This window comes from Leptolyngbya sp. PL-A3 (assembly GCF_039962325.1).
Lineage (GTDB): Bacteria > Cyanobacteriota > Cyanobacteriia > Elainellales > Elainellaceae > Vacuolonema.
Genome location: NZ_JAMPLB010000015.1, coordinates 98796 through 118234 on the forward strand (window position 1 = coordinate 98796; position 19439 = coordinate 118234).

At 49.9% G+C, this 19439-nt stretch carries 25 protein-coding genes; 4 read left to right on the forward strand and 21 right to left on the reverse strand.

The features are described from left to right. Window positions 1–381 precede the first annotated feature (381 nt). Window positions 382–1950 carry an NAD(P)H-quinone oxidoreductase subunit N gene (locus tag NDI52_RS13600; RefSeq protein ID WP_190771020.1) on the forward strand — a complete coding sequence of 523 codons (1569 nt, stop codon included), beginning with the start codon at window positions 382–384 and terminating at the stop codon, window positions 1948–1950. Between the two features lie 222 nt (window positions 1951–2172). Here the strand turns inward: NDI52_RS13600 and NDI52_RS13605 are convergent, their stop codons facing one another. After that, window positions 2173–3534, reverse strand: a complete 1362-nt coding sequence (locus tag NDI52_RS13605; RefSeq protein WP_190771019.1) for an aminopeptidase P family protein — start codon at window positions 3532–3534, stop codon at window positions 2173–2175. 553 nt (window positions 3535–4087) lie between these two features. Here NDI52_RS13605 and NDI52_RS13610 point away from each other — a divergent pair. Next, window positions 4088–4657 (forward strand): GNAT family N-acetyltransferase, encoded by a 570-nt coding sequence (locus tag NDI52_RS13610; protein WP_190771018.1) that lies wholly within the window; start codon window positions 4088–4090, stop codon window positions 4655–4657. 360 nt (window positions 4658–5017) lie between these two features. Here NDI52_RS13610 and NDI52_RS13615 read toward each other — a convergent pair whose 3' ends face one another. Beyond that, window positions 5018–5434 carry a hypothetical protein gene (locus tag NDI52_RS13615; RefSeq protein ID WP_242035609.1) on the reverse strand — a complete coding sequence of 139 codons (417 nt, stop codon included), beginning with the start codon at window positions 5432–5434 and terminating at the stop codon, window positions 5018–5020. Window positions 5435–6079: 645 nt separating this feature from the next. On the opposite strand from NDI52_RS13615, the gene NDI52_RS13620 reads away from it, so the two are divergent. Next, on the forward strand, window positions 6080–6736 hold the full coding sequence (locus NDI52_RS13620) for an alpha/beta fold hydrolase (RefSeq protein ID WP_190789222.1): 657 nt from the start codon (window positions 6080–6082) through the stop codon (window positions 6734–6736). Window positions 6737–6818: 82 nt separating this feature from the next. Here the strand turns inward: NDI52_RS13620 and NDI52_RS13625 are convergent, their stop codons facing one another. Continuing rightward, complete coding sequence (locus NDI52_RS13625; RefSeq protein WP_190771016.1) at window positions 6819–7256, reverse strand: VOC family protein; 438 nt, start codon at window positions 7254–7256, stop codon at window positions 6819–6821. Between the two features lie 143 nt (window positions 7257–7399). Here NDI52_RS13625 and NDI52_RS13630 point away from each other — a divergent pair, with 143 nt between their 5' ends. Then, a complete protein-coding gene (locus NDI52_RS13630) occupies window positions 7400–8158 on the forward strand; it encodes a TIGR00297 family protein (RefSeq protein WP_190771015.1) in 759 nt (252 codons plus the stop codon). A 244-nt stretch (window positions 8159–8402) separates the two neighbouring features. Here the strand turns inward: NDI52_RS13630 and prfA are convergent, their stop codons facing one another. The 18 genes from prfA to rpsH all read right to left on the reverse strand — a co-directional run bounded on the left by prfA (window position 8403) and on the right by rpsH (window position 19430). Then, window positions 8403–9506 (reverse strand): peptide chain release factor 1, encoded by a 1104-nt coding sequence (prfA, locus tag NDI52_RS13635; RefSeq protein WP_190771014.1) that lies wholly within the window; start codon window positions 9504–9506, stop codon window positions 8403–8405. Window positions 9507–9593: 87 nt separating this feature from the next. Continuing rightward, window positions 9594–9842 (reverse strand): 50S ribosomal protein L31, encoded by a 249-nt coding sequence (gene rpmE / locus NDI52_RS13640; RefSeq protein ID WP_190771013.1) that lies wholly within the window; start codon window positions 9840–9842, stop codon window positions 9594–9596. A gap of 90 nt (window positions 9843–9932) precedes the next feature. Further along, window positions 9933–10346 carry a 30S ribosomal protein S9 gene (gene rpsI / locus NDI52_RS13645; RefSeq protein WP_190771012.1) on the reverse strand — a complete coding sequence of 138 codons (414 nt, stop codon included), beginning with the start codon at window positions 10344–10346 and terminating at the stop codon, window positions 9933–9935. Continuing rightward, window positions 10346–10798 (reverse strand): 50S ribosomal protein L13, encoded by a 453-nt coding sequence (gene rplM, locus NDI52_RS13650; protein WP_190771011.1) that lies wholly within the window; start codon window positions 10796–10798, stop codon window positions 10346–10348. The genes rpsI and rplM overlap by 1 nt, the downstream gene beginning before the upstream one ends. A 44-nt stretch (window positions 10799–10842) precedes the next feature. Beyond that, entirely contained in the window at window positions 10843–11754 is a 912-nt protein-coding gene (gene truA, locus NDI52_RS13655; protein ID WP_190771010.1) for a tRNA pseudouridine(38-40) synthase TruA, read from the reverse strand. 20 nt (window positions 11755–11774) lie between these two features. Next, window positions 11775–12125 carry a 50S ribosomal protein L17 gene (gene rplQ / locus NDI52_RS13660; RefSeq protein ID WP_190771009.1) on the reverse strand — a complete coding sequence of 117 codons (351 nt, stop codon included), beginning with the start codon at window positions 12123–12125 and terminating at the stop codon, window positions 11775–11777. Between the two features lie 90 nt (window positions 12126–12215). After that, window positions 12216–13166 (reverse strand): DNA-directed RNA polymerase subunit alpha, encoded by a 951-nt coding sequence (locus NDI52_RS13665; RefSeq protein WP_190771008.1) that lies wholly within the window; start codon window positions 13164–13166, stop codon window positions 12216–12218. A 159-nt stretch (window positions 13167–13325) separates the two neighbouring features. Next, window positions 13326–13721, reverse strand: coding sequence for a 30S ribosomal protein S11 (gene rpsK / locus NDI52_RS13670; protein ID WP_190771007.1), 396 nt, complete (start codon window positions 13719–13721; stop codon window positions 13326–13328). 151 nt (window positions 13722–13872) lie between these two features. Next, complete coding sequence (gene rpsM, locus NDI52_RS13675) at window positions 13873–14256, reverse strand: 30S ribosomal protein S13 (protein WP_190771006.1); 384 nt, start codon at window positions 14254–14256, stop codon at window positions 13873–13875. Between the two features lie 88 nt (window positions 14257–14344). Further along, a complete protein-coding gene (gene rpmJ, locus NDI52_RS13680; RefSeq protein ID WP_190771005.1) occupies window positions 14345–14458 on the reverse strand; it encodes a 50S ribosomal protein L36 in 114 nt (37 codons plus the stop codon). Between the two features lie 112 nt (window positions 14459–14570). Continuing rightward, window positions 14571–14795 carry a translation initiation factor IF-1 gene (gene infA / locus NDI52_RS13685; protein ID WP_036002386.1) on the reverse strand — a complete coding sequence of 75 codons (225 nt, stop codon included), beginning with the start codon at window positions 14793–14795 and terminating at the stop codon, window positions 14571–14573. Between the two features lie 187 nt (window positions 14796–14982). After that, complete coding sequence (locus NDI52_RS13690; RefSeq protein WP_190771004.1) at window positions 14983–15537, reverse strand: adenylate kinase; 555 nt, start codon at window positions 15535–15537, stop codon at window positions 14983–14985. Beyond that, entirely contained in the window at window positions 15537–16841 is a 1305-nt protein-coding gene (gene secY / locus NDI52_RS13695; RefSeq protein WP_190771003.1) for a preprotein translocase subunit SecY, read from the reverse strand. Before secY ends, NDI52_RS13690 begins: the two co-directional genes overlap by 1 nt. A gap of 98 nt (window positions 16842–16939) precedes the next feature. Further along, window positions 16940–17386 (reverse strand): 50S ribosomal protein L15, encoded by a 447-nt coding sequence (gene rplO / locus NDI52_RS13700; protein ID WP_190771002.1) that lies wholly within the window; start codon window positions 17384–17386, stop codon window positions 16940–16942. A gap of 67 nt (window positions 17387–17453) precedes the next feature. Continuing rightward, window positions 17454–17969, reverse strand: a complete 516-nt coding sequence (gene rpsE / locus NDI52_RS13705; protein WP_190771001.1) for a 30S ribosomal protein S5 — start codon at window positions 17967–17969, stop codon at window positions 17454–17456. 69 nt (window positions 17970–18038) lie between these two features. Then, window positions 18039–18401 (reverse strand): 50S ribosomal protein L18, encoded by a 363-nt coding sequence (rplR, locus tag NDI52_RS13710; RefSeq protein ID WP_190771000.1) that lies wholly within the window; start codon window positions 18399–18401, stop codon window positions 18039–18041. Window positions 18402–18403: 2 nt separating this feature from the next. After that, entirely contained in the window at window positions 18404–18943 is a 540-nt protein-coding gene (gene rplF, locus NDI52_RS13715; RefSeq protein WP_190770999.1) for a 50S ribosomal protein L6, read from the reverse strand. An 85-nt stretch (window positions 18944–19028) separates the two neighbouring features. Continuing rightward, complete coding sequence (rpsH, locus tag NDI52_RS13720) at window positions 19029–19430, reverse strand: 30S ribosomal protein S8 (protein ID WP_190770998.1); 402 nt, start codon at window positions 19428–19430, stop codon at window positions 19029–19031. Window positions 19431–19439 lie beyond the last annotated feature (9 nt).

The following is a 19439-nucleotide window of genomic DNA, read 5'->3' on the forward strand; positions in this document are numbered from 1 at the left end:
CTGGCTTTGGGTGAGGCAAGAAAGGTTAGGGATGAAGCGAGTGCCTTCTGAAGCCTAACCCAGGTTGCTTCCAACCTAGCCATGAATCGTGCCAGAGTGCAACAACACGGCGATTGTTTTTTCCATAATAGACATGTCCTTATGGAACGTATGTGAATAACAAAAGTTCATCACAATTCAAAACCCCTTTTCTACCGATATAGCAAGGTATGATGCACTTGTGACGGTATTGCCGTTGTGAGACGAGGGGACAAGGACACGGTGCCAGCTCGATTCTGACCTGATCTGTCGGAGTTCTGGTCTGGGTTCTCAGATAATACGTCTGATCCGTCTTCCTCAACTGCCTAATTCTGTGCTCACCCGTTTGATCCCGCAACCTGTATGGATTTCGCAAACCTTTCAGCCCAACTCAACGCAGGAGCTATCCTGCCCGAGGGCATCGTCATCATTACTCTGATGGTGACCCTTGTGGGTGATTTAATTGTTGGTCGCAGTTCGACGAAATGGACGCCCTATGTGGCGATCGCCGGCCTTTTGGCAGCGGTCGGTTCCCTCTACTATCAGTGGGATACCACCGCCCCCATCTCCTTCCTGGGCAGTTTCAACGGCGATGCTATCAGCGTAGTTTTCCGGGGAATCGTGGCGCTCTCTGCGGCAGTCACCATCCCCATGTCGATTCGTTACGTCGAACAATCTGGCACCTCCCTTGCGGAATTCATCACGATTCTGCTTACGGCCACTATCGGCGGCATGTTCCTCTCGGGAGCCGATGAGTTGGTGATGGTCTTCGTTTCACTGGAGACTCTCAGTATCTCCTCCTATTTACTGACGGGCTACATGAAGCGAGATCCCCGCTCGAATGAGGCAGCCCTGAAGTATTTGTTGATTGGTGCTGCCAGCTCGGCGATCTTCCTGTACGGTATCTCCTTGCTGTATGGCTTGTCTGGTGGTGAAACCCGTCTGAGCTCTATTACGGCCAGCATTGTTGAGAACGGCGTCCAAGATTCTCTGGGTCTAGTAGTCGCGCTAGTTTTTGTAATTGCTGGGATCGCCTTTAAAATCGCAGCAGTGCCTTTCCATCAGTGGACTCCTGACGTTTACGAAGGGTCTCCTACCCCAGTAGTAGCTTTCTTATCTGTAGGTTCTAAAGCGGCAGGTTTTGCTCTGGCGATCCGGCTGTTGGTAAACGCCTTCCCGCTGGTTGCGGAACAATGGCATTTTGTATTGACGGCGCTGGCTATCCTCAGCATGGTGTTGGGGAATGTGGTGGCACTGGCTCAAACCAGCATGAAACGTCTGTTGGCCTACTCCTCAATTGCCCAGGCCGGATTCGTAATGATTGGATTGGTGCTGGGAACCGAGGCTGGCTACTCCAGCATGGTGTTCTACCTGCTGGTGTACCTGTTCATGAACCTGGGCGGCTTTGCTTGTGTGATTCTGTTCAGTCTGCGAACTGGAACAGATGAAATTAATGAGTACAGCGGCCTTTATCAGAAAGACCCTCTGTTGACTTTGGCACTGAGCCTCTGTCTACTATCTCTGGGGGGTATTCCTCCCCTGGCTGGTTTCTTTGGAAAGCTGTACCTGTTCTGGGCGGGTTGGCAATCGGGTGCCTATGGTCTCGTCCTAGTGGGTCTAATTACCAGCGTGGTTTCTATCTACTACTACATCCGTGTGGTGAAGATGATGGTGGTGAAAGAACCGGATGAAATGTCCGAAGCCGTTAAGAACTACCCACCAATCCGCTGGAACTTGACAGGGATGCGGCCTTTGCAAATCACCATTGTGATTGCTCTGATTTTTACGTCTTTAGCAGGAATTCTATCCAATCCACTCTTTACCCTGGCAGATGGTTCCGTAGCAAAGACTCCGATGCTGAATGCATCAACTACATCAATTCCCGTTGTTAGCCGTCCGGTGGATGTTAATCCAACAGATATGGCGCTGTAATAACAGTAGACCGGTCTTGTTTGTAACCTCGAATATTATGTAGGGCTGGCAAATGCCAGCCCTTTTCGTTATGAGGCTTGTTCAGCACTTTTGATAACCTGAGTTCGGGTTAAGGGCGTTTTCGAGTGCCGCGCGTTGCGCAGCACTCGAAAACGCTCATTTTGGCGTGCGCAAAGCGCACGCCAAAATGAGCACTTCAGCTTATCCTGAACTGAGGTTATTTCAGGCTCCACTTTGCACCAGCGCTTCGATGGCGTGGGCATCGGTAGGCAAAGCATCGGTCAGTACATCGTGCCCTGTTTCTGTGACGAGAACATCGTCTTCAATACGGATGCCACGAACGTCCGAGAAGGTAGACAGGCGCTCCCAGTTCACGACCTCATGGTAGCGATCGCGCCGCTCAGGGTCCTCCAAAATAGCACTAACTTGGTAAAAGCCTGGTTCAATCGTAACGGCCATACCCTGCTGGAGGGGGCGGTTGAGGCGTAAGTAACCAAGGCCAAAGCGATCGCTCCGTTTGCGCCCAGGAGCATATCCTGCCAGATCTCCGAAGTCCTCCATGTCATGGACATCCAGACCCAACAAGTGCCCTAAACCATGAGGGAAGAAGAGAGCATGGGCATCCTGCTCCACCAGGCTGGAGGGATTGCCGCGTAAGATGCCAAGATCGACTAGGCCTTCGGCTATGGTTAGAGCACCCAGTAGATGTAGGTCTTGATACTCCACACCCGGGCGGATTTGGGCAATGCAGCGATCATGGGCAGCAAGCACCAGGTCGTATATGTCGCGCTGTGTAGGGGAAAAGTGGCCCGAGACGGGCCAGGTACGAGTTACATCAGAAGCCCATCCGGTGTTGGTCTCGGCCCCTGCATCAACAAGCATCAGGTCACCAGCCTGTAAAGGGTGGGGAGAGCGATCGTTGTGGAGTACCTCCCCATGCACAGAAACAATACTCGTGTAGGCTGGAACTGCTTCATGAGCAGTCATCACCGCCTCAATAGCAGCTCGCACCTGGGCTTCACGCTTGGCACAAGCGGTGCTGACCATACCTGCTTTGTGAGCTTCCACTGTGATCGCAGCCGCCCGACGCATTTCTGTTACAGCTAATTCGTCATGGCAGAGCCGTAGTTGAACCAGGGCTAAGGCCAGTTCCCGATCAACCCCTTGAGATTGATGAGCAGGAGTTAACTCCCGCTGTAAGAGATGGGTTTGTGTATGGCGGGTAGCAGCATCCTGCACAGCTACACTTGCTGCACCTGCGACATTGGAAGGGAGCTGCTCTAAAGGATAGGCCGCATCGGCTCCGATAGTCTCAGCAATTTGCGATCGCGTTGGCATCGGCCCATGCCACAAAATATCTGCTGGAGTCGGATTGTCCATGAACAACTCCAGACGTCCCTGTTCCATCCGAACAGCAGCATTAGCCAAAGGCATTCCTACAAAGTATAAGAAATGGCTACTGGCCCGGAAGGGATAGGTATTGGCCGGATAGTTACGGGATACACTTAGCCCTGACCACAGCACTACGGGGAACGCAACCCGTTCCGCCAGTTTCTGCCGTCGCTGTAACAGGATATCTTTCATAACTCGGCGTTTTTACAAAAGAGCCACTATTTCAACCATAAGGCATGAGGTTTATGCCGGCTGCTCCACCATAAAGGCTATTACAAAATCAAGCTTGAGTCCCTTCATCTACTGCTCTTACATTGCAGCAGCTCGGAGATTTGGATTGATGGAAGAAGTGGTAGCAAAACTCGTATCTAATTGAGCAGCATTGACCTTAATTTATCTTTCTCCAAATGGAGAAGTTACCGTTTCACTTTAACTCTTAAAAACCACTAAAAAGCTTATGCTCTGTACATTCCAGAACAATATGCCAAGCTCTTCAATACTCTTTCAAATAGTTTCTTAGACTCAAAACATAAAACTCATAGCTTCTATCGATACAAAGCCTAAAAAATGAGAGATCTTAAGGCACTCCCCATACTGCAGTAGCTATGCAAATAAGGTTTGTATAATGCTTTGGAAAGAATAGAGCAAGTTTATTTAGCACCAAGATAGTATTGTCATCTCTCTTTAGTGTGAAATAGTGCACAGAATTGGGCATGATAAGTAGGCTGTGAGAGAACACCTGATTATGGCACTCACCTACTGGATTGACCGCGCAACCCGACGTGATATCAGGAGTTTGATTGGCCAGGGGCTTCTGCTGAGCTCGGTCTTTCTGTTAATTCCAATCGTTGGAAATATGGTTGCGATCGCCTTCAGTGGCTTAAAGGATCTGCTATTACTGACCGTCGCCATGGTTCCATTTTGGCTCATTGGTATTGCCGGAACCACGTACAATCTGGGTCGCTTATGGGGTTTCTTTCCAAGTCAGCCCAGCGATATGCAAACTTGGGTTGCAAAGCGCCAAGGTAAAATTATTGCCCGAGCAGATATTCGTCAGAAGCGAGGCTATTCTCTTCTAGAAACGTTATACGTTGCTCCTGATTTTCGTAGACAGAAAATTGGCTCCTCCTTAGTTCGTAGGCTTTCCCGAGAAGAGCGAACCCCTATCTATGTGCAATCTCCTCGCAGAACTGTCGAATTTTATAGAAACCTGGACTTTATGATGGTTCCTATGGAAGATTTGCCCTCTGAGCTCAGAAGCCAAGCGAACCGAGGACCAAATCGTTATATGGTTCTGTTACAAGAGCAGAATTAAGAAGATATAGCGATCGCCAGCAGCTTCCATTAGAAGAGGGTAGGGAAACATCCCCACCCTCTTCTAATGGTGTAGGTCACGTCTCGACACAAACTTTGAATCCAAAAGACTTAGAACAGGTGCATTCTCCCTAAGAGAAATGTAGCGATCGTTGAATAGCCTATATAAAGGCTATAAGCAAGGCTCATACAAAAAAAGGAGAAAGGCAGTGCTCTACCACGCCACTCTCCTTCACCTTCAACGAAAATGCACTGAACTGAACTTGATGTGCGAGCTTCTATAAGAACTCAAATCATTAGGCTACGAGATGTTCCCATTTCCAGAAGGACACATTGCAGCTCAAATATCAGTTTGAGTTACTTATACAGCACTAAACCGAGGGTGTGTGCGGAGAATAGAGGGTTCAAAATCTAGAGACCAGGCCAGGAAACCCTCAGAGATTACTTGCAGTTCCTCCTTCCGCACCAGAAGGGCCATGTATCGAACCCGTTGCCGCACTACAACTGCTAGATAGTCTTGACCATGGATAACAGCGTGCCGAAACCCTTCTAAACGAAGGGAGGAAATGAGGAGCGATTGTAAGCCCAAAGCTTGAAAGATTGTCTGTACCCAACTCACATCACTACTTTCGCTCGTAGTGAAGTACTCCTTGGGTAAACCACTCAAATCAAAAATGGCAGCACCCACAATGGAATTGGAATAAGACACGCGAGCATCCTGTTCAGGTAGGGTTGCCATTACAGTGGGACTTGATTGAGAGTCTACAGGGGAAGGCATAGTGGCAGTAAATCCTGAGCGGTCGTGCCAAGGTAAGGTTACCCAAGTTCTGAATGGCATTACACCTGTTAAGGGTAGCGAGCAAGTGTACCGTCAGGAAGAGGGGTAAGGTACAGCATTGCATATCCTCATTCTCTTACGGGGGTGAGAGCAATAGATAGACCTAGCTTAGTAATCCGTGCTAGCAGGAACGACCGTGAATTTGCCTGTTCTCGTAGAACACTAACCTAGTATCTGATAAAAATGTGTATGGAAGAATCAGGGAAATTCCTGAGGATTTAAGAGTCTTATAGATAAGTAAAGATTTAATGGAAGATTGCTCAAACTTGTTTATTATTAAGCAACTTTTTTTAAAGCTTCATTCGAGAAAATTGTGTTCTATTCCTTCTTAACAGAAATGAGAAGCCAAATAAATTCTTGAGGAGTTCGGATTCACTAAAGTTTGCTAGAAATTTTTTATTTCGAATGCTTTTGACTTATAAAATCAAGCCTTTCAGGAGCAATGTTCTGTTCGCTTATTCCACTGTTCACTTACCTCAAGATATGGGATTTATAGCACTGGACATTTGATAAAGCGGCCCACGCTTAAGAGTAACTGGCAAACTCATCCAATATTTTAGGAAAAACTTCCCACAAATACTCTCTATGCAGACTCGAAATCCCGTCCTCCTGATCCATGGCATTGATGATACCGCTACTTTGTTTTCGACCATGGCTCCTTACCTTGAAGCACGAGGCTGGCAAACACACAGTCTTGACCTAATACCCAACGATGGAACCTATGGTCTTGAGGTACTGGCGCAACAGGTTGCAAACTATGTGAACTGTACCTTTACTCCTGATCAGCCGTTCGATTTAGTGGGGTTTAGCATGGGAGGCATTATCAGCCGTTACTATTTGCAACGGTTAGGAGGACATCAGCGAGTAGAGCGTTTTGTGACGATCGCCTCCCCCAATCAGGGAACCTGGACCGCTTACCTGCGTTGGAATCGTGGAGCCAGCCAGATGCGGCCTGACTCTGCGTTCCTCAACGATCTGAACCAAGATGTAGCTGAGACATTAGGTTGCATCAACGTCACTTCGATCTGGACACCATTAGATGCCATGATCCTGCCACCCCAAAGTTCTCAGCTGCCTGTTGGGAATGAAGTTGTAGTCAATGTAGCCGCGCATGCCTGGATGGTCACGGACCTGCGGGTGATGAATCAGGTGGCTATTGCCCTCAGTGACGCCGGTTTCAGTTCCAGACATACAGCAGCGACCGCTGGATCTGATCTGACTGCCATCCACTCAGCTCAATAGCTTATTTCCTCAAACAGTTTTGCATTGAAGCCATTGGATTCGGCGTTCGCTTCACCCATGCAATGAGTCGTTCCAGTAGAGCTTATGCGTGCGTGCGATCGCCCACTTGAGCAAACTCGGCCTCTCCAAAAATAGCGGCTGGGTAGCGGTAGAACTTGAATTCCAGCAAGTTGTGAAATGGGTCTTCCAGGAAAAAGGTTCGGTGCTCCAGGGGCGAGCCGACGAATCGTTCCTTAGAGGTTTCGTAAAAGGTTAGGTTCTGTTGCTGAGATCGCTCTAATAGTGCTTCCCAGTCTTCTTCAACAGTAAAAATTAGGCCAAAGTGGCGGGGATAAATTCCTCGTTGCGGGGTTAGAGGATCTTTGGTCATGTGGCCAACAATCTGATGCCCCCGGAGGTTGAGGATGATGGAGTGGGAGTTTTCACGTCCCACTTGGCATCCCAGGCCTAATACATAGAATTGTTTAGCTTTAGCAATGTTGTTAATCGGAAAAGCCAGATGAAAAATCGTAGGTTGCATAGTCAGAGCACATGAAGAGACGAAGAAAAAAGCGAGAGGTGTTAACGTAAAGGTCAGGTGAAGGCAAAATGATTAATCTGCTTTCTACCATAGGGCGTGTTACTCAGCCTGTGCGCTTTTGTACTTCATAGAGATTTTTCGGCATGGAAACGTTAATGCCCTGGTTGGTGGCAATTGCCCTCAATACGGTGCTGCTGGCGATCGCCTGGTTTTCTCCCAAAAAACTTCTTACACCGGCTGGACTAATCCATGCTTGGTTCCTGGGGGTGATCATTTGGGGTACTTTGGGCTGGAGGGGATACAGCGTTATGCTGTTCTACTTCCTGGTAGGAACATTGGTAACACGGCTGGGCATGGCTCGTAAGGAAGCAGCAGGGATCGCTGAAAAGCGCTCAGGTGTTCGTGGGCCGGAGAACGTGTGGGGCTCGGCCCTGACGGGAGCCCTCTGTGCTTTAGGAGCTTATCTCTTTAGCAGTCCCGGCATGGAGCCTCCCATTGCGCAGCTCTTAGTTTTGGGATATGTAGCAAGTCTCAGCACCAAGTTAGCAGACACGTCCGCCAGTGAAGTGGGTAAAGCTTATGGTAAGCGTACATTCCTCATCACAAACCTGAGTCCGGTGCCACCTGGAACGGAAGGGGCAGTCAGTTTGGAAGGAACGCTGGCAGGCTTGGTAGGTGGAGCAGCGATCGCCACAGTGGCCTGGGCCTTAGGCATCATTCCCCCTATCCATATTCTCACTTCTGTCATCGCAGCATTTATCGCCACTAACCTGGAAAGCCTTATTGGAGCTACTCTTCAATCCAGATATCGATGGTTAACGAATGAGATGGTCAATATTATCAACACGATGTTAGGGGCGATCGCAGCAATTTTAATTGCTGCGATTTTTATGCTCAAGTAACCAGATACAGTACTACCATATCCCTCTTACCCTACTAATCCGGTTACCTATAGCGCTGTGCACGTTGGTTAAGTACGGTGATGTGGGGCACTTCGTGCCCCACATCACCGTTGCTGCACTTAACGCACTTGCACATTGCTATATGCCTATATCTTTAAGGGCACTCTAAAAATTTTGCATAAAAATAAGCGTGCTGGACAATTCCTAGCACGCTTATTTTTATGCAAATTCAAGGGAGTCAATATTAAATCGAAACTGTAGTCGAAGCGGCCAGTTCCTCCAATCGCTCCTGCTGATCCTGAGTAATACAGGACTGAATCATGGTTTCAATATCCCCTTCCAAAGCAGGCGCTAGGGAGAAGTTCTGCCCCAGACGATGGTCCGTCACCCGATTGTCCTTGTAGTTGTAAGTGCGGATTTTCTCAGAACGTTCGCCGGAACCCACTTGCGATCGCCGCCTAGAAGATACTTCTTCCTGCTGCTCCCGCAACTTAATCTCATAAAGCTTCGCCCGCAAGATTTGCATAGCCCGCTCACGGTTCTGGAGCTGCGATCGCTCCTCTGTGCAGAACACACGAATCCCAGTAGGCTTGTGCAGCAAATCTACGGCCGTCTCCACCTTGTTTACGTTCTGACCACCAGCACCGCCAGATCGAGCTGTCTTTAGCTCAATATCTTTCGGGTCAATCTCAATTTCCACATCATCCACTTCGGGCATCACCGCCACTGTTGCAGTCGAAGTATGGACTCGGCCACCCGCCTCCGTAGCAGGCACCCGCTGGACTCGGTGGACCCCAGCTTCGTACTTCAGTTTGCTGTAGACCTGACCGCCCTGAATTTCTAAAATGGCTTCCTTAAAGCCTCCCATATCTGCCGGAGACTCACTCACCATCTTGACTCGCCACCCCTGCGTCTCTGCATAGCGCGAGTACATCCGCAACAAATCACCCGCCCAGATGCCGGCTTCATCACCACCAGCACCCGCCCGGATTTCCAACATGATGTTCTTATCATCGTTGGGGTCACGAGGCAGCAACAGAATCTTCAGCCGTTGCTCCAGTTCCTCAATACGGGTGTCCAGCTCCTCAATCTCCAGAGCAGCCATCTCCCGCAGCTCATCATCACCACCTGCCTCCTTAAGGACTTGGCGGGCTTCGGCTAAATCAGACTGCGCTTTTTTCCAATCTCCATAGGTTGCGACCGTCTCTTCTAGGGAGGAGCGAGCCTTCGCCACTCTCTGAAACTCACCCGGATCCTTCGCAATGTCAGGATCAGCCAAGCGTCGCGTCAGTTCATCAAAGGTCTGTTCAACGGACTTCAACTTATTAAGCAGGTAGGCTTCCGCCATGGAACTTTACCAGGTAAAAAACAAAAACGGACAGAGACAACACATCTGGCTACCCCAATGGGATAACCAGATGAATCACTCTATCCGCTAGTTGTCTGCTTTCCCAGAGTCGGCTGCACCCTGCCGCGTATCGGTCATACCGTACTTCCGCAAGAAGCGTTCCACACGACCTTCGGTATCAATAATCTTCTGAGTTCCAGTGTAGAAAGGGTGGTTACCAGACCACACGTCAACGTGTAGCTCAGGCTTTGTAGAGCCTACAATCGCTACAACTTCTCCGTTGCAATAGACCTTAGCTTCGGGATACCACTCCGGATGAATACCAGGCTTCGCCATAGGTTTGTCTCAACTGCAAAATGTCATTATTACTATTCTAGACAATTGGGATAAAAAGCCCATTGCCTAAATCAAGGTAGCAACCAAGAATTAACGCTTGGAGTACTGAGGTGCCTTACGAGCTTTATGCAAACCGTACTTCTTACGCTCTTTAGCGCGAGCATCCCGACGCAGATAACCTTCAACTTTAAGGGGCTTACGGTTCTCAGGATCCAGTTCGCACAACGCACGAGCCACACCCATACGGATGGAATCTGCTTGCCCAGTCAAACCACCACCGTGAGCATTAACCAGAATGTCATACTCATTTTCCAGGCCCAGAGCTTCTAAAGGAGCCTTAGCAGCTACAAGGTAGGAGGGGTTGAACTGAAGATACTCTTCTCCAGGCTTACCGTTGATCGTCAATTTGCCAGAACCTGGCACTAGACGAACTCGAGCAACGGCAGTCTTGCGGCGACCCGTTCCCCAATAAACTGCACGACCCGATTTCTCAGTAGCTTGCATTACTTACCTCCAGGAATGGTTTGAATAGTCAGAACTTCAGGTTGTTGAGCCTGATGGGGATGCTCAGTACCTGCGTATACCTTCAGCTTGGTAAACTGTTGGCGACCCAAAGAATTCTTGGGCAGCATACCTTTCACAGCAGTCTCAATGATCCGCTCAGGAATCCGAGCCTGTAGCTTGTCAAAGGTTTCTACCTTCATCCCACCGGGACGACCGGAGTGGCGACGGTAGAGCTTCTGAGTACGTTTGCGCCCCGTCACTTCAATCTTTTCGGCATTGATCACAATGACGAAATCTCCAGCATCCAGGTGAGGAGTAAAAATTGGCTTATTCTTGCCCCGCAGGATGGAAGCAACTTCGGAAGCCAAACGGCCCAGGCGTTGGCCTTCAGCATCAACCACATACCATTTGCGGTCAGCTGTTTCTTGCGTTGGGAGGTAGGTCTTAGTCATGACAGCGTTAATGGAAACAAAATTGTAAGGATAGGAAAAGAGCACTATCCCAAGACGGGAATGGCCTGAGAATCCACTGAACCGGAATCGAACATTGAAGGCAAAAGGAACTGAGGCTGGCTATCAAACCAGAGACTGCGGGAAAAGGGAAAATCGTCTTCATACCCAATCCGCAACAGGCACAACCCCTGGGGAGGAGCAGCGTATTGTACCTCATTACGCCGTTGCTCCTGCCAAAGGCGCGTAAAGTCGTCAGGCGATCGCACGCCTCGACCTACTTCCACCAGCATCCCGACCAATAACCGTACCATTCCATACAGAAAGCCACTGGCCTGAATCTCGATCTGAACAAAAGGCCCACGCTGAATGCATTCAGCCTCATGTACATCGACCCATGAATGAGCACGACGAGAACCAGCCCGATGGAATGCCGCCAAATGATGCCGCCCAACTAAGGGGGATAAGGCAGCCTGCATCCGTACTGTATCCAGGGGAGCATAGTAATAATGCCAGGAGAAGGGACGGACAAACAGATTCGGGCGAGGGTCTGTATACAGGGTGTAGCGGTAGCGCCGCCACAATGCCGAGAACCGGGCATGCCAACTGGAGGGCACTGCCGCCGAACCACGAATCACAATGCCGTCAGGAAGACGATGGTTAAGGATATCCGCCCAGCGATGGGGAGGAATACGAGTTACCACATCGAAGTGTGCTACCTGAGCCGCTGCGTGAACACCAGCATCCGTTCGGCCAGCTGCATGCACAACCACGGGATAACCCACCACATCCCGGATCACACTTTCTATCACTTCCTGAACACTGCGATGATTCGCCTGACGCTGCCAACCATGGTAGTCCGTGCCCAGATATTGAATCACCAGAACTACCCGCGTCGATGTTATCGATACGGGAGCCGCGTCAGAGGGATCAGATGAGCTGGGCACGATAACGGTCATGGTTAACAGGAGGAATCCGATCAGGTCAATTCGATAATGGCCATTTCGGCATTATCACCACGACGGCTTACCGTGCGTACCACACGGGTATAGCCACCATTACGATTGCCATAACGCTCTTGAGCCTGCTCAAACAGCGCATGAACCAGTTGCTTGTCGTAAATAAAACCCATCGCTTGACGACGGGCAGCCAGAGACCCATCCTTAGCCAGAGTAATCATCCGATCCGCTTCAGAACGAACCGCTTTGGCCCGTACTTTAGTGGTGGTGATGCGGCCATAGCGAATCAACTCTGTGGTTAACGCTCTGAGGAGAGCGCGCCGCTGATCCGCTGGCTTGCCTAATTGGGGGACACGACACCGATGACGCATAACTCTACTCTCTACGGTCAGGAATAAAACGACACTCAAGACATTGCAAGCGTGAGAGACTTGCTCGATAGACTCAAGACTGAAACAAACCTACGGGGTTGGCTTAGCAGACTTCTCACGAGGCAAGGTAATTCCCAAACGGGTTTGCAACGCTTCAATTACCTCTTCTGCAGACTTCTGCCCGAAATTCTTTATCTCAAGCAGATCTTCTTCGCTGAAGTCCAAGAGGTCAGCCACCGTATTGATCTGAGCGCGCTTCAAGCAGTTATAAGCACGAACAGACAGATTGAGTTCTTCAATCGGAATCTGGCTATGGGGATCTTCCTCTTCAGGGAAGATACTCTTCAGATCCTCAATGGTGATGTCCTTCAAGGGATTAAAGAGATCCACTAGGATTGCAGCAGCTTGGCTCAAGGCATCTTGAGGAGTCAAGCTACCATTTGTCCAGATCTCCATAATCAAGCGATCACGCTCTAGTGAACCACCTACCCGAGCATCCTCAATGGTGTAGTTCACCTTACGAACCGGCATGAAAATTGCATCAATCTGAAGAAAATCGAGAGCAGAGGTATCATCACGACCCCGCTCAATCGCCCGATAACCTACCCCTTTCTCAACCCGGAATTCCATCTCCAGGACAGAGCCTGCCGATACCGTAGCAATATAGTGGTCTTCATCAATTACGGCCACTTCCGAAGGTAAATCGAAGTCAGCGGCTGTAACGACTGCCGGACCTTCTACCCGCAACCGACCAATCTGAGGATGAGAGGTATAGCTCTTGAGAACCACTTCTTTCATGTTCAAGAGAATGTCCAAGACATCCTCCTTCACACCCGGCACGGTCATAAATTCGTGGGTTACCCCCGCGAGCCGTACAGCAGTTACAGCGGCTCCTTCCAGGTTCGACAGCAAAACCCGACGCAAGGCGTTACCAACGGTGATCCCTTGGCCCCGTTCTAAGGGTTCCAGAACAAAGCGACTATAGACGCCATGTTCATTTTCTGAATCTGTTTCAATGCACTCAACCTTGAACTGTGCCATACCAGCCTCCCTTCTCCTTGGCTTCAGATCATTCCAGCTCTCTGAGGCAATTCTCTAGAACTGGCAATTCGTCAGGAACAAAACCCATGCCTTGCCAAATGATTGTTTCTGCCTATCAACAATTTCCAATCTGGCTAGCAGGGCCAGAAATTGCCCAGACTAAACGCGACGACGCTTGGGAGGGCGGCAACCGTTGTGGGGAATGGGTGTAACGTCACGAATCAGAGTAATTTCCAGACCCGAAGCTTGAAGTGCCCGGATGGCAGTTTCCCGGCCAGAGCCAGGACCGCTTACCATAACTTCCAGTTGTCGCATGCCTTGATCCATTGCCCGACGCGCAGCATTATCTGCCGCCGTTTGAGCCGCATAAGGGGTTCCTTTTTTGGCACCTTTAAAGCCGCTTGAACCCGCTGAGGCCCAGGAAATCGCTTCACCATTTACATCAGTAATAGTGACGATGGTGTTATTGAAAGTTGACTGGATATGAGCAACCCCGCTGGGAACATTTTTCTTTTGCTTCTTCGGTCCAGTCTTTTTTCCAGTCTGCCGCGCCATGTTTAATAGTCCAACTTACTTTTGAGATCAACGATGTAGTGCTACGGATCCAGGGAAGGCGGGTTCTAATTTAAGAACGACTGACCTGGCTAGAAGTAAACGCCAAAAATCGAGGCCAGACGAGCCGTCACAACCTCGAATGGCGTACTCCCTACTTCTTACCAGGAGCCTTCTTCTTACCAGCAACGGTGCGACGAGCGCCTCGACGTGTCCGTGCATTAGTGCGGGTACGTTGCCCACGAACAGGGAGTCCCATCCGGTGGCGCCGACCACGGTAGGTGCCAATGTCCATCAAGCGCTTAATATTGAGCGCTTCAAGACGACGCAGATCCCCTTCAACTTCGAAATTCGTCTCAACAGCTTCACGCAGGGATGCCACATCCGAATCATTCAGATCTTTGACACGGATATCGGGATTGACACCCGTAGAGGCCAAGATTTGCTTGGACCGCGTCAAGCCAATTCCATAGATATAGGTCAGACCAATCTCAATCCGCTTATCGCGCGGTAGGTCCACTCCGGCAATTCGTGCCACGCTCTATGCTCCTAAATAACCCACTCTTCAACCTGATTTCGTTACCCAACCAACGTTCTGACGAGCAATCTCTCCAGAAACTTGGCAATTAACCCTGACGCTGCTTATGCTTGGGATTAGAACAAATCACCATTACTTTGCCATGACGGCGGATGACACTGCATTTATCGCAGATTTTCTTGACGGATGCCCGGACTTTCATCCTAAAATACCTAGCTATTACAAACTCAACATAGTATCAACTCAGAAGCGCCTTTGTCAAGGAATATCTAAAGCTTTCCTAAACATCGGCTCATCATCGCCCCGATACTGAATTACTTCTTACGCAGGCGATAGGTAATGCGTCCCTTTGTAAGGTCGTAGGGTGTTAGCTCCACTTTGACGCGATCGCCTGGCAAGATTTTGATGTAGTTCCGACGAATCTTCCCAGAGATGTGGGCTAGCACATTGAAGCCATTATCCAAATCAACTCGGAACATAGCGTTAGGAAGGGAATCGGTGACCGTTCCTTCCATCTCAATCAAGTCCTGCTTAGACAAACCAATATCCTCCTAAGGATGTTCAACAACAAAATAGTTAAGCGAAACTAGAAAATCCGGACACCTAAGAATGAAGCTATAAGTTTTTACAAATGCTCCATTCTTAAGCGTAGCAAATCTCTCATAGATCAGGTTGTGACATAAAAATCAAGCTTCCTGGCTGGGATTTGCAAATCCGAATCATCAATCACGCTGCCACAATTTGTTCTAAGGCTGCTGAAACATCATCAATCGGTTGATTGCCATCCACAGAAACCAGAAGCTGGCGTTCCCGATAAAAATCAATGAGGGGGGAAGTTTGTTCGCGGTATACCGACAAACGATGACGAATCACCTCTTCATTATCATCAGAACGCCCACGTTCTAGAAGGCGCGTAACGATGATGTCGTCAGGCACATCCAGATTAACCACACAGTCATACTGATGATTAATTTGTTCCAACAGGACATCCAGGAACTTAGCCTGAGATACGTTGCGGGGGAAACCATCCAAGATCCAGCCAGACTTTGCGTCATCGTTATCGAGACGGCTTCCTACGAGGTCAAGAATCAGGTCATCGGGAACAAGTTCCCCTCTGTCCATGAAGCCTTTTGCCTTCAGGCCTAATTCCGTCTCGGCGGAAACAGCTCCCCGCAAAATATCACCGGTTGAGATGTGGGGAACTGAACACCGATCAGCCAGAACTTTAGCCTGTGTGCCTTTGCCTGCACCAGGCGGCCCCAAGAAGATTAGACGTACCACTATTGCTTGACCATCCCTTCGTAACGTTGAGAAATAACGTAGGTCTGAATTTGCTTTGCCGTGTCAATTGCCACACCTACCAGAATCAGCAGTGACGTTGCACCCAATCCCTGGAAAGTACGCACCTGCGTCGCCCCTTCAACAGCAGTTGGAACAATCGCAACCAGGCCCAAGAAAATAGCACCCAGGAATGTTAGACGATTCAAAACCCGTTCAATGTAGTCGCTGGTGGCTTTACCTGGACGAATACCCGGAATACTAGCTCCCATTTTCTTCAGGTTCTGCGACATATCAACGGGGTTCACGATGATAGAAGCGTAGAAATAGCTGAAGAACAAAATGAGTAAGAAATAAACCAGAATATAAGACCAGGTACCCGGACGCAGATAGGTAGACACCGCAATCAAAACACCGTTACCCGGCAGCAAATTGCTCAGGAAAACTGGAAGCAGAAATACAGTCGAGGCAAAAATGATTGGCATTACCCCGCCTTGGTTCAGGCGGAGGGGTAAGTAACTACTCTTTTCCAGATAGAGCCGACGCCCAACCTGGCGACGAGCCGAAATAATAGGAATCCGGCGCTGACCTTCTTGAACGAAGACGATACCAACAATCATCACCAGGAAAACCAGAGTTAACATGATGACGCCAGCAACAAAGCTGCGATCGCCACTCTGAGCTTGTTGGATCGTCAGGTTTAAGTCCCGAGGAAGAACAGATACGATGCTAAGGAAAATTAACAACGATGCGCCGTTTCCTACACCACGCTCTGTAATCAGTTCACCAGCCCACATTACAAAAAGAGAACCAGCCGTTAGAGCTAAAGCTGTTTGAGCAATGAACCAAGGGCCAGGACTCAATGCATAGTTGTTAACCAGAATTGAGATACCTGTGCTCTGCAGCAAAGCCAAACCAAGGGTGACGTACCGCGTGATCTGAGCCAGCTTACGGCGGCCAACTTCGCCTTCATTTTTTTGAAGGTTTTCCAAGCTGGGCAGCGCAGCTGTAAGCAACTGGATAATAATGGACGCGTTAATATACGGCACGATGCCTAACGCAAAAATGCCCAGGGTTGATAAACCCCGACCTGTAAAGTAGTCCAGAAAACCAATTAGATTTGACAGTCCCGCGGAGGCAATCCCGGCCTGAAATGCGGCCCGGTCAATCCCCGGCACTGGAATGAAAATGCCCAGGCGCACCAGAATCAACATTCCTAAGGTGACCAGCAAGCGCTGCCGCAAACCAGCAGCCTGGGCCATTTGGATAAATGTTTCCTGGGCCGTTGGAGTCTTATCTCGAACCATTCAGAAAACCTCGCTGTCAGACCATCATGATTGCCCCAGCGATCGCCTCCCTGGGGCAAAAGAAACAAGAAGTGAAGGTTAAGTCACCCCTCTTCAGTTTAATCTAGCAGTTCACAGGTGCCGCCAGCAGCCTCGATTTTGGTACGGGCACCAGAGGTGAATGCAGCAGCCTTTACATTCAAAGCCACCGGCAATTCGCCATTACCCAGCACTTTCAAAGGACCATCATCTTGGGTCAGAATGCCTGCTTCCAACAAAGAAGCCAGAGTTACCTCAGAGTTAGCGGAAAGATCTTTCAGATCTTCTACATTAACAATGGTGTACTGAATCCGATTGACCAGTGGGAAGTGCTTTAACTTGGGTAATCGACGGTACAGGGGCATTTGGCCCCCTTCAAAACCAGGCCGGGTAGGACGGCCCGAACGGGACTTCTGACCCCGCATCCCGAAACCACCGCTCGCCCCTTGGCCAGCCGCGATACCCCGGCCGATACGGCGTTTGCGCTTTTTAGAGCCTTTTTTAGGGGCTACATCTTCAAGTCTCATAATGCTTTAGAGGTAATAGAGAACTCGTGGGAATAAACTCAATTCCAGAAGCAGAACTTACAAGGAATTAAGAATAAATACGCTCAAGGGGAACGCCACGCTCTTCCGCAACATCGGAAAAGGTCCGCAGAACAGACAGCGCTTCCGTTGCCGCACGCGCATTGTTCAAGGGGTTACCCGAGCCCAAACGCTTCGCCAGAATATTCTTAACTCCGGCCAGTTCCAGCACGGTTCGTACTGCACCCCCAGCAATTACCCCAGTACCAGGAGCCGCGGGACGCATGAACACCCGTGCACCGCCACTGTCACCCTGGGTGGGATGGGGGATCGAGTTCGCTTTGGTCAGAGGCACCTCGATCAGGTGCTTCTTGCCATCAGCAACGCCTTTTTTCACAGCGCCGATTACGTCGCTAGCTTTGCCAACACCAACGCCAACCTGCCCTCGCTCGTTACCCACAATAACGATCGCCCGGAAGCTCAGTTTTTTACCTCCCTTGACGACCTTGGTTACCCGGCGGATTTGTACAACCCGCTCTTTCCAATCGGTTTCTTTTTCTTTAACCCGACCGCCTTTTCTCGCCATGGTCCAGTCCTTGAGATGATCTCCTTTGAAATTATCGAAAGCGGTGACCCCACATGGAGGGCGTTCACCTTAGAATTCCAGACCCGCCTCCCGAGCGGCATCAGCCAGAGCCTGAACACGACCATGGTAGAGGTTACCACCGCGATCGAATACGACCTGTTGAATTCCTTGAGCGATCGAGCGCTGGGCAATTAACTTACCGACTTCCGTAGAAGCTTCACAGTTAGACCCAGTGCTCAGCTTTTCGCGAACTTCTGGCTCCAATGTAGAGGCAGAGACCAGCGTGCGATGCTGGGTATCGTCAATCAGCTGCACATAAATATGCTGATTGGAACGAAAAACACTGAGTCTGGGACGTTCGGAAGTTCCAAAAACCTGGCGGCGAATTCGCTTGTGGCGACGACGTACCGATTCCTTGCGCGAAAGTTTCATCGTTATTTCTTCCCTGCTTTACCAGCCTTGCGTCGTACAAACTCGCCAGAATACCGAATACCCTTACCTTTGTAAGGCTCAGGAGGACGGGTCGCCCGGATCTTGGCAGAAATGTTACCCACTTCTTCCTTATCGATGCCGCTGACGATGATGTTGGTGTTGTTCTCCACCGCAAATTGAATCCCTTTGGGCGCTGCAATTTGCACGGGGTTGCTATACCCGACGTTCAGAGTCAGGTTAGTACCTTGAGCCTGAGCCCGGTAACCAACTCCCTGAATTTCAAGGCGGCGCGTAAAGCCCTGAGAAACGCCTTCAACCATGTTGGCAACGAGGGTCCGGCAAAGACCGTGACGCTCACGGGCAGGGCGGGAATCATCCCGGCGCTTCACCAGGAGAGTTTCATCTTCCTGGACGATTTCAACCTCAGGCGGTAATGTGCGGGAGAGCTCACCCTTTGGTCCCTTTACCGTAATGTCCTGCCCGGAAATAGCGACAGTGACTTTCTGTGGCAGGCTAATGGGACGTTTACCAATCCGAGACATTGCTCATTGCTCCTACTGAAAAGACCGTTAAACGGTTCAAAGTAATGATTTATAGCCAACAGAACCCGAAGTCAGAGGCTCTGCACTACCAGACGTAACAAAGGACTTCGCCACCAATCTTCTGCTGCCGAGCATCGCGATCTGTCATGATGCCCTTCGAGGTGGAGAGGATGGCGATGCCAATGCCGCCCAGGACGCGGGGGAGTTCTCGAGAGTTCGAATAAACCCGCAGACCCGGCTTGCTGACACGCTGCAACTGATTGATGATCGGCTGGCGACCTTTGCCCTTGTACTTCAGCGAGAGAACCAGGGTCTTCTTGGGATCTTCGCCCGTTTCACTGATATCGCTAATGAAACCTTCCTCCAGAAGTACACGGGCAATACTCCGCGTCATCTTTGTGGAGGGAATCTCAGTTGTCTGATGGCGCGCCAAATTCGCGTTCCGAATGCGCGTCAGCATATCTGCAATTGTGTCATTTACCGCCATAGTTTCCTC

Excerpts from the sequence above, each read along its gene's own strand:
- NDI52_RS13600 (WP_190771020.1), top strand. The coding sequence starts at position 382 with ATGGATTTCGCAAACCTTTCAGCCCAACTCAACGCAGGAGCTATCCTG.
- NDI52_RS13605 (WP_190771019.1), bottom strand. The coding sequence starts at position 3,534 with ATGAAAGATATCCTGTTACAGCGACGGCAGAAACTGGCGGAACGGGTT.
- NDI52_RS13610 (WP_190771018.1), top strand. The coding sequence starts at position 4,088 with ATGGCACTCACCTACTGGATTGACCGCGCAACCCGACGTGATATCAGG.
- NDI52_RS13615 (WP_242035609.1), bottom strand. The coding sequence starts at position 5,434 with ATGCCTTCCCCTGTAGACTCTCAATCAAGTCCCACTGTAATGGCAACC.
- NDI52_RS13620 (WP_190789222.1), top strand. The coding sequence starts at position 6,080 with ATGCAGACTCGAAATCCCGTCCTCCTGATCCATGGCATTGATGATACC.
- NDI52_RS13625 (WP_190771016.1), bottom strand. The coding sequence starts at position 7,256 with ATGCAACCTACGATTTTTCATCTGGCTTTTCCGATTAACAACATTGCT.
- NDI52_RS13630 (WP_190771015.1), top strand. The coding sequence starts at position 7,400 with ATGGAAACGTTAATGCCCTGGTTGGTGGCAATTGCCCTCAATACGGTG.
- prfA (WP_190771014.1), bottom strand. The coding sequence starts at position 9,506 with ATGGCGGAAGCCTACCTGCTTAATAAGTTGAAGTCCGTTGAACAGACC.
- rpmE (WP_190771013.1), bottom strand. The coding sequence starts at position 9,842 with ATGGCGAAGCCTGGTATTCATCCGGAGTGGTATCCCGAAGCTAAGGTC.
- rpsI (WP_190771012.1), bottom strand. The coding sequence starts at position 10,346 with ATGCAAGCTACTGAGAAATCGGGTCGTGCAGTTTATTGGGGAACGGGT.
- rplM (WP_190771011.1), bottom strand. The coding sequence starts at position 10,798 with ATGACTAAGACCTACCTCCCAACGCAAGAAACAGCTGACCGCAAATGG.
- truA (WP_190771010.1), bottom strand. The coding sequence starts at position 11,754 with ATGACCGTTATCGTGCCCAGCTCATCTGATCCCTCTGACGCGGCTCCC.
- rplQ (WP_190771009.1), bottom strand. The coding sequence starts at position 12,125 with ATGCGTCATCGGTGTCGTGTCCCCCAATTAGGCAAGCCAGCGGATCAG.
- NDI52_RS13665 (WP_190771008.1), bottom strand. The coding sequence starts at position 13,166 with ATGGCACAGTTCAAGGTTGAGTGCATTGAAACAGATTCAGAAAATGAA.
- rpsK (WP_190771007.1), bottom strand. The coding sequence starts at position 13,721 with ATGGCGCGGCAGACTGGAAAAAAGACTGGACCGAAGAAGCAAAAGAAA.
- rpmJ (WP_190771005.1), bottom strand. The coding sequence starts at position 14,458 with ATGAAAGTCCGGGCATCCGTCAAGAAAATCTGCGATAAATGCAGTGTC.
- secY (WP_190771003.1), bottom strand. The coding sequence starts at position 16,841 with ATGGTTCGAGATAAGACTCCAACGGCCCAGGAAACATTTATCCAAATG.
- rplO (WP_190771002.1), bottom strand. The coding sequence starts at position 17,386 with ATGAGACTTGAAGATGTAGCCCCTAAAAAAGGCTCTAAAAAGCGCAAA.
- rpsE (WP_190771001.1), bottom strand. The coding sequence starts at position 17,969 with ATGGCGAGAAAAGGCGGTCGGGTTAAAGAAAAAGAAACCGATTGGAAA.
- rplR (WP_190771000.1), bottom strand. The coding sequence starts at position 18,401 with ATGAAACTTTCGCGCAAGGAATCGGTACGTCGTCGCCACAAGCGAATT.
- rplF (WP_190770999.1), bottom strand. The coding sequence starts at position 18,943 with ATGTCTCGGATTGGTAAACGTCCCATTAGCCTGCCACAGAAAGTCACT.
- rpsH (WP_190770998.1), bottom strand. The coding sequence starts at position 19,430 with ATGGCGGTAAATGACACAATTGCAGATATGCTGACGCGCATTCGGAAC.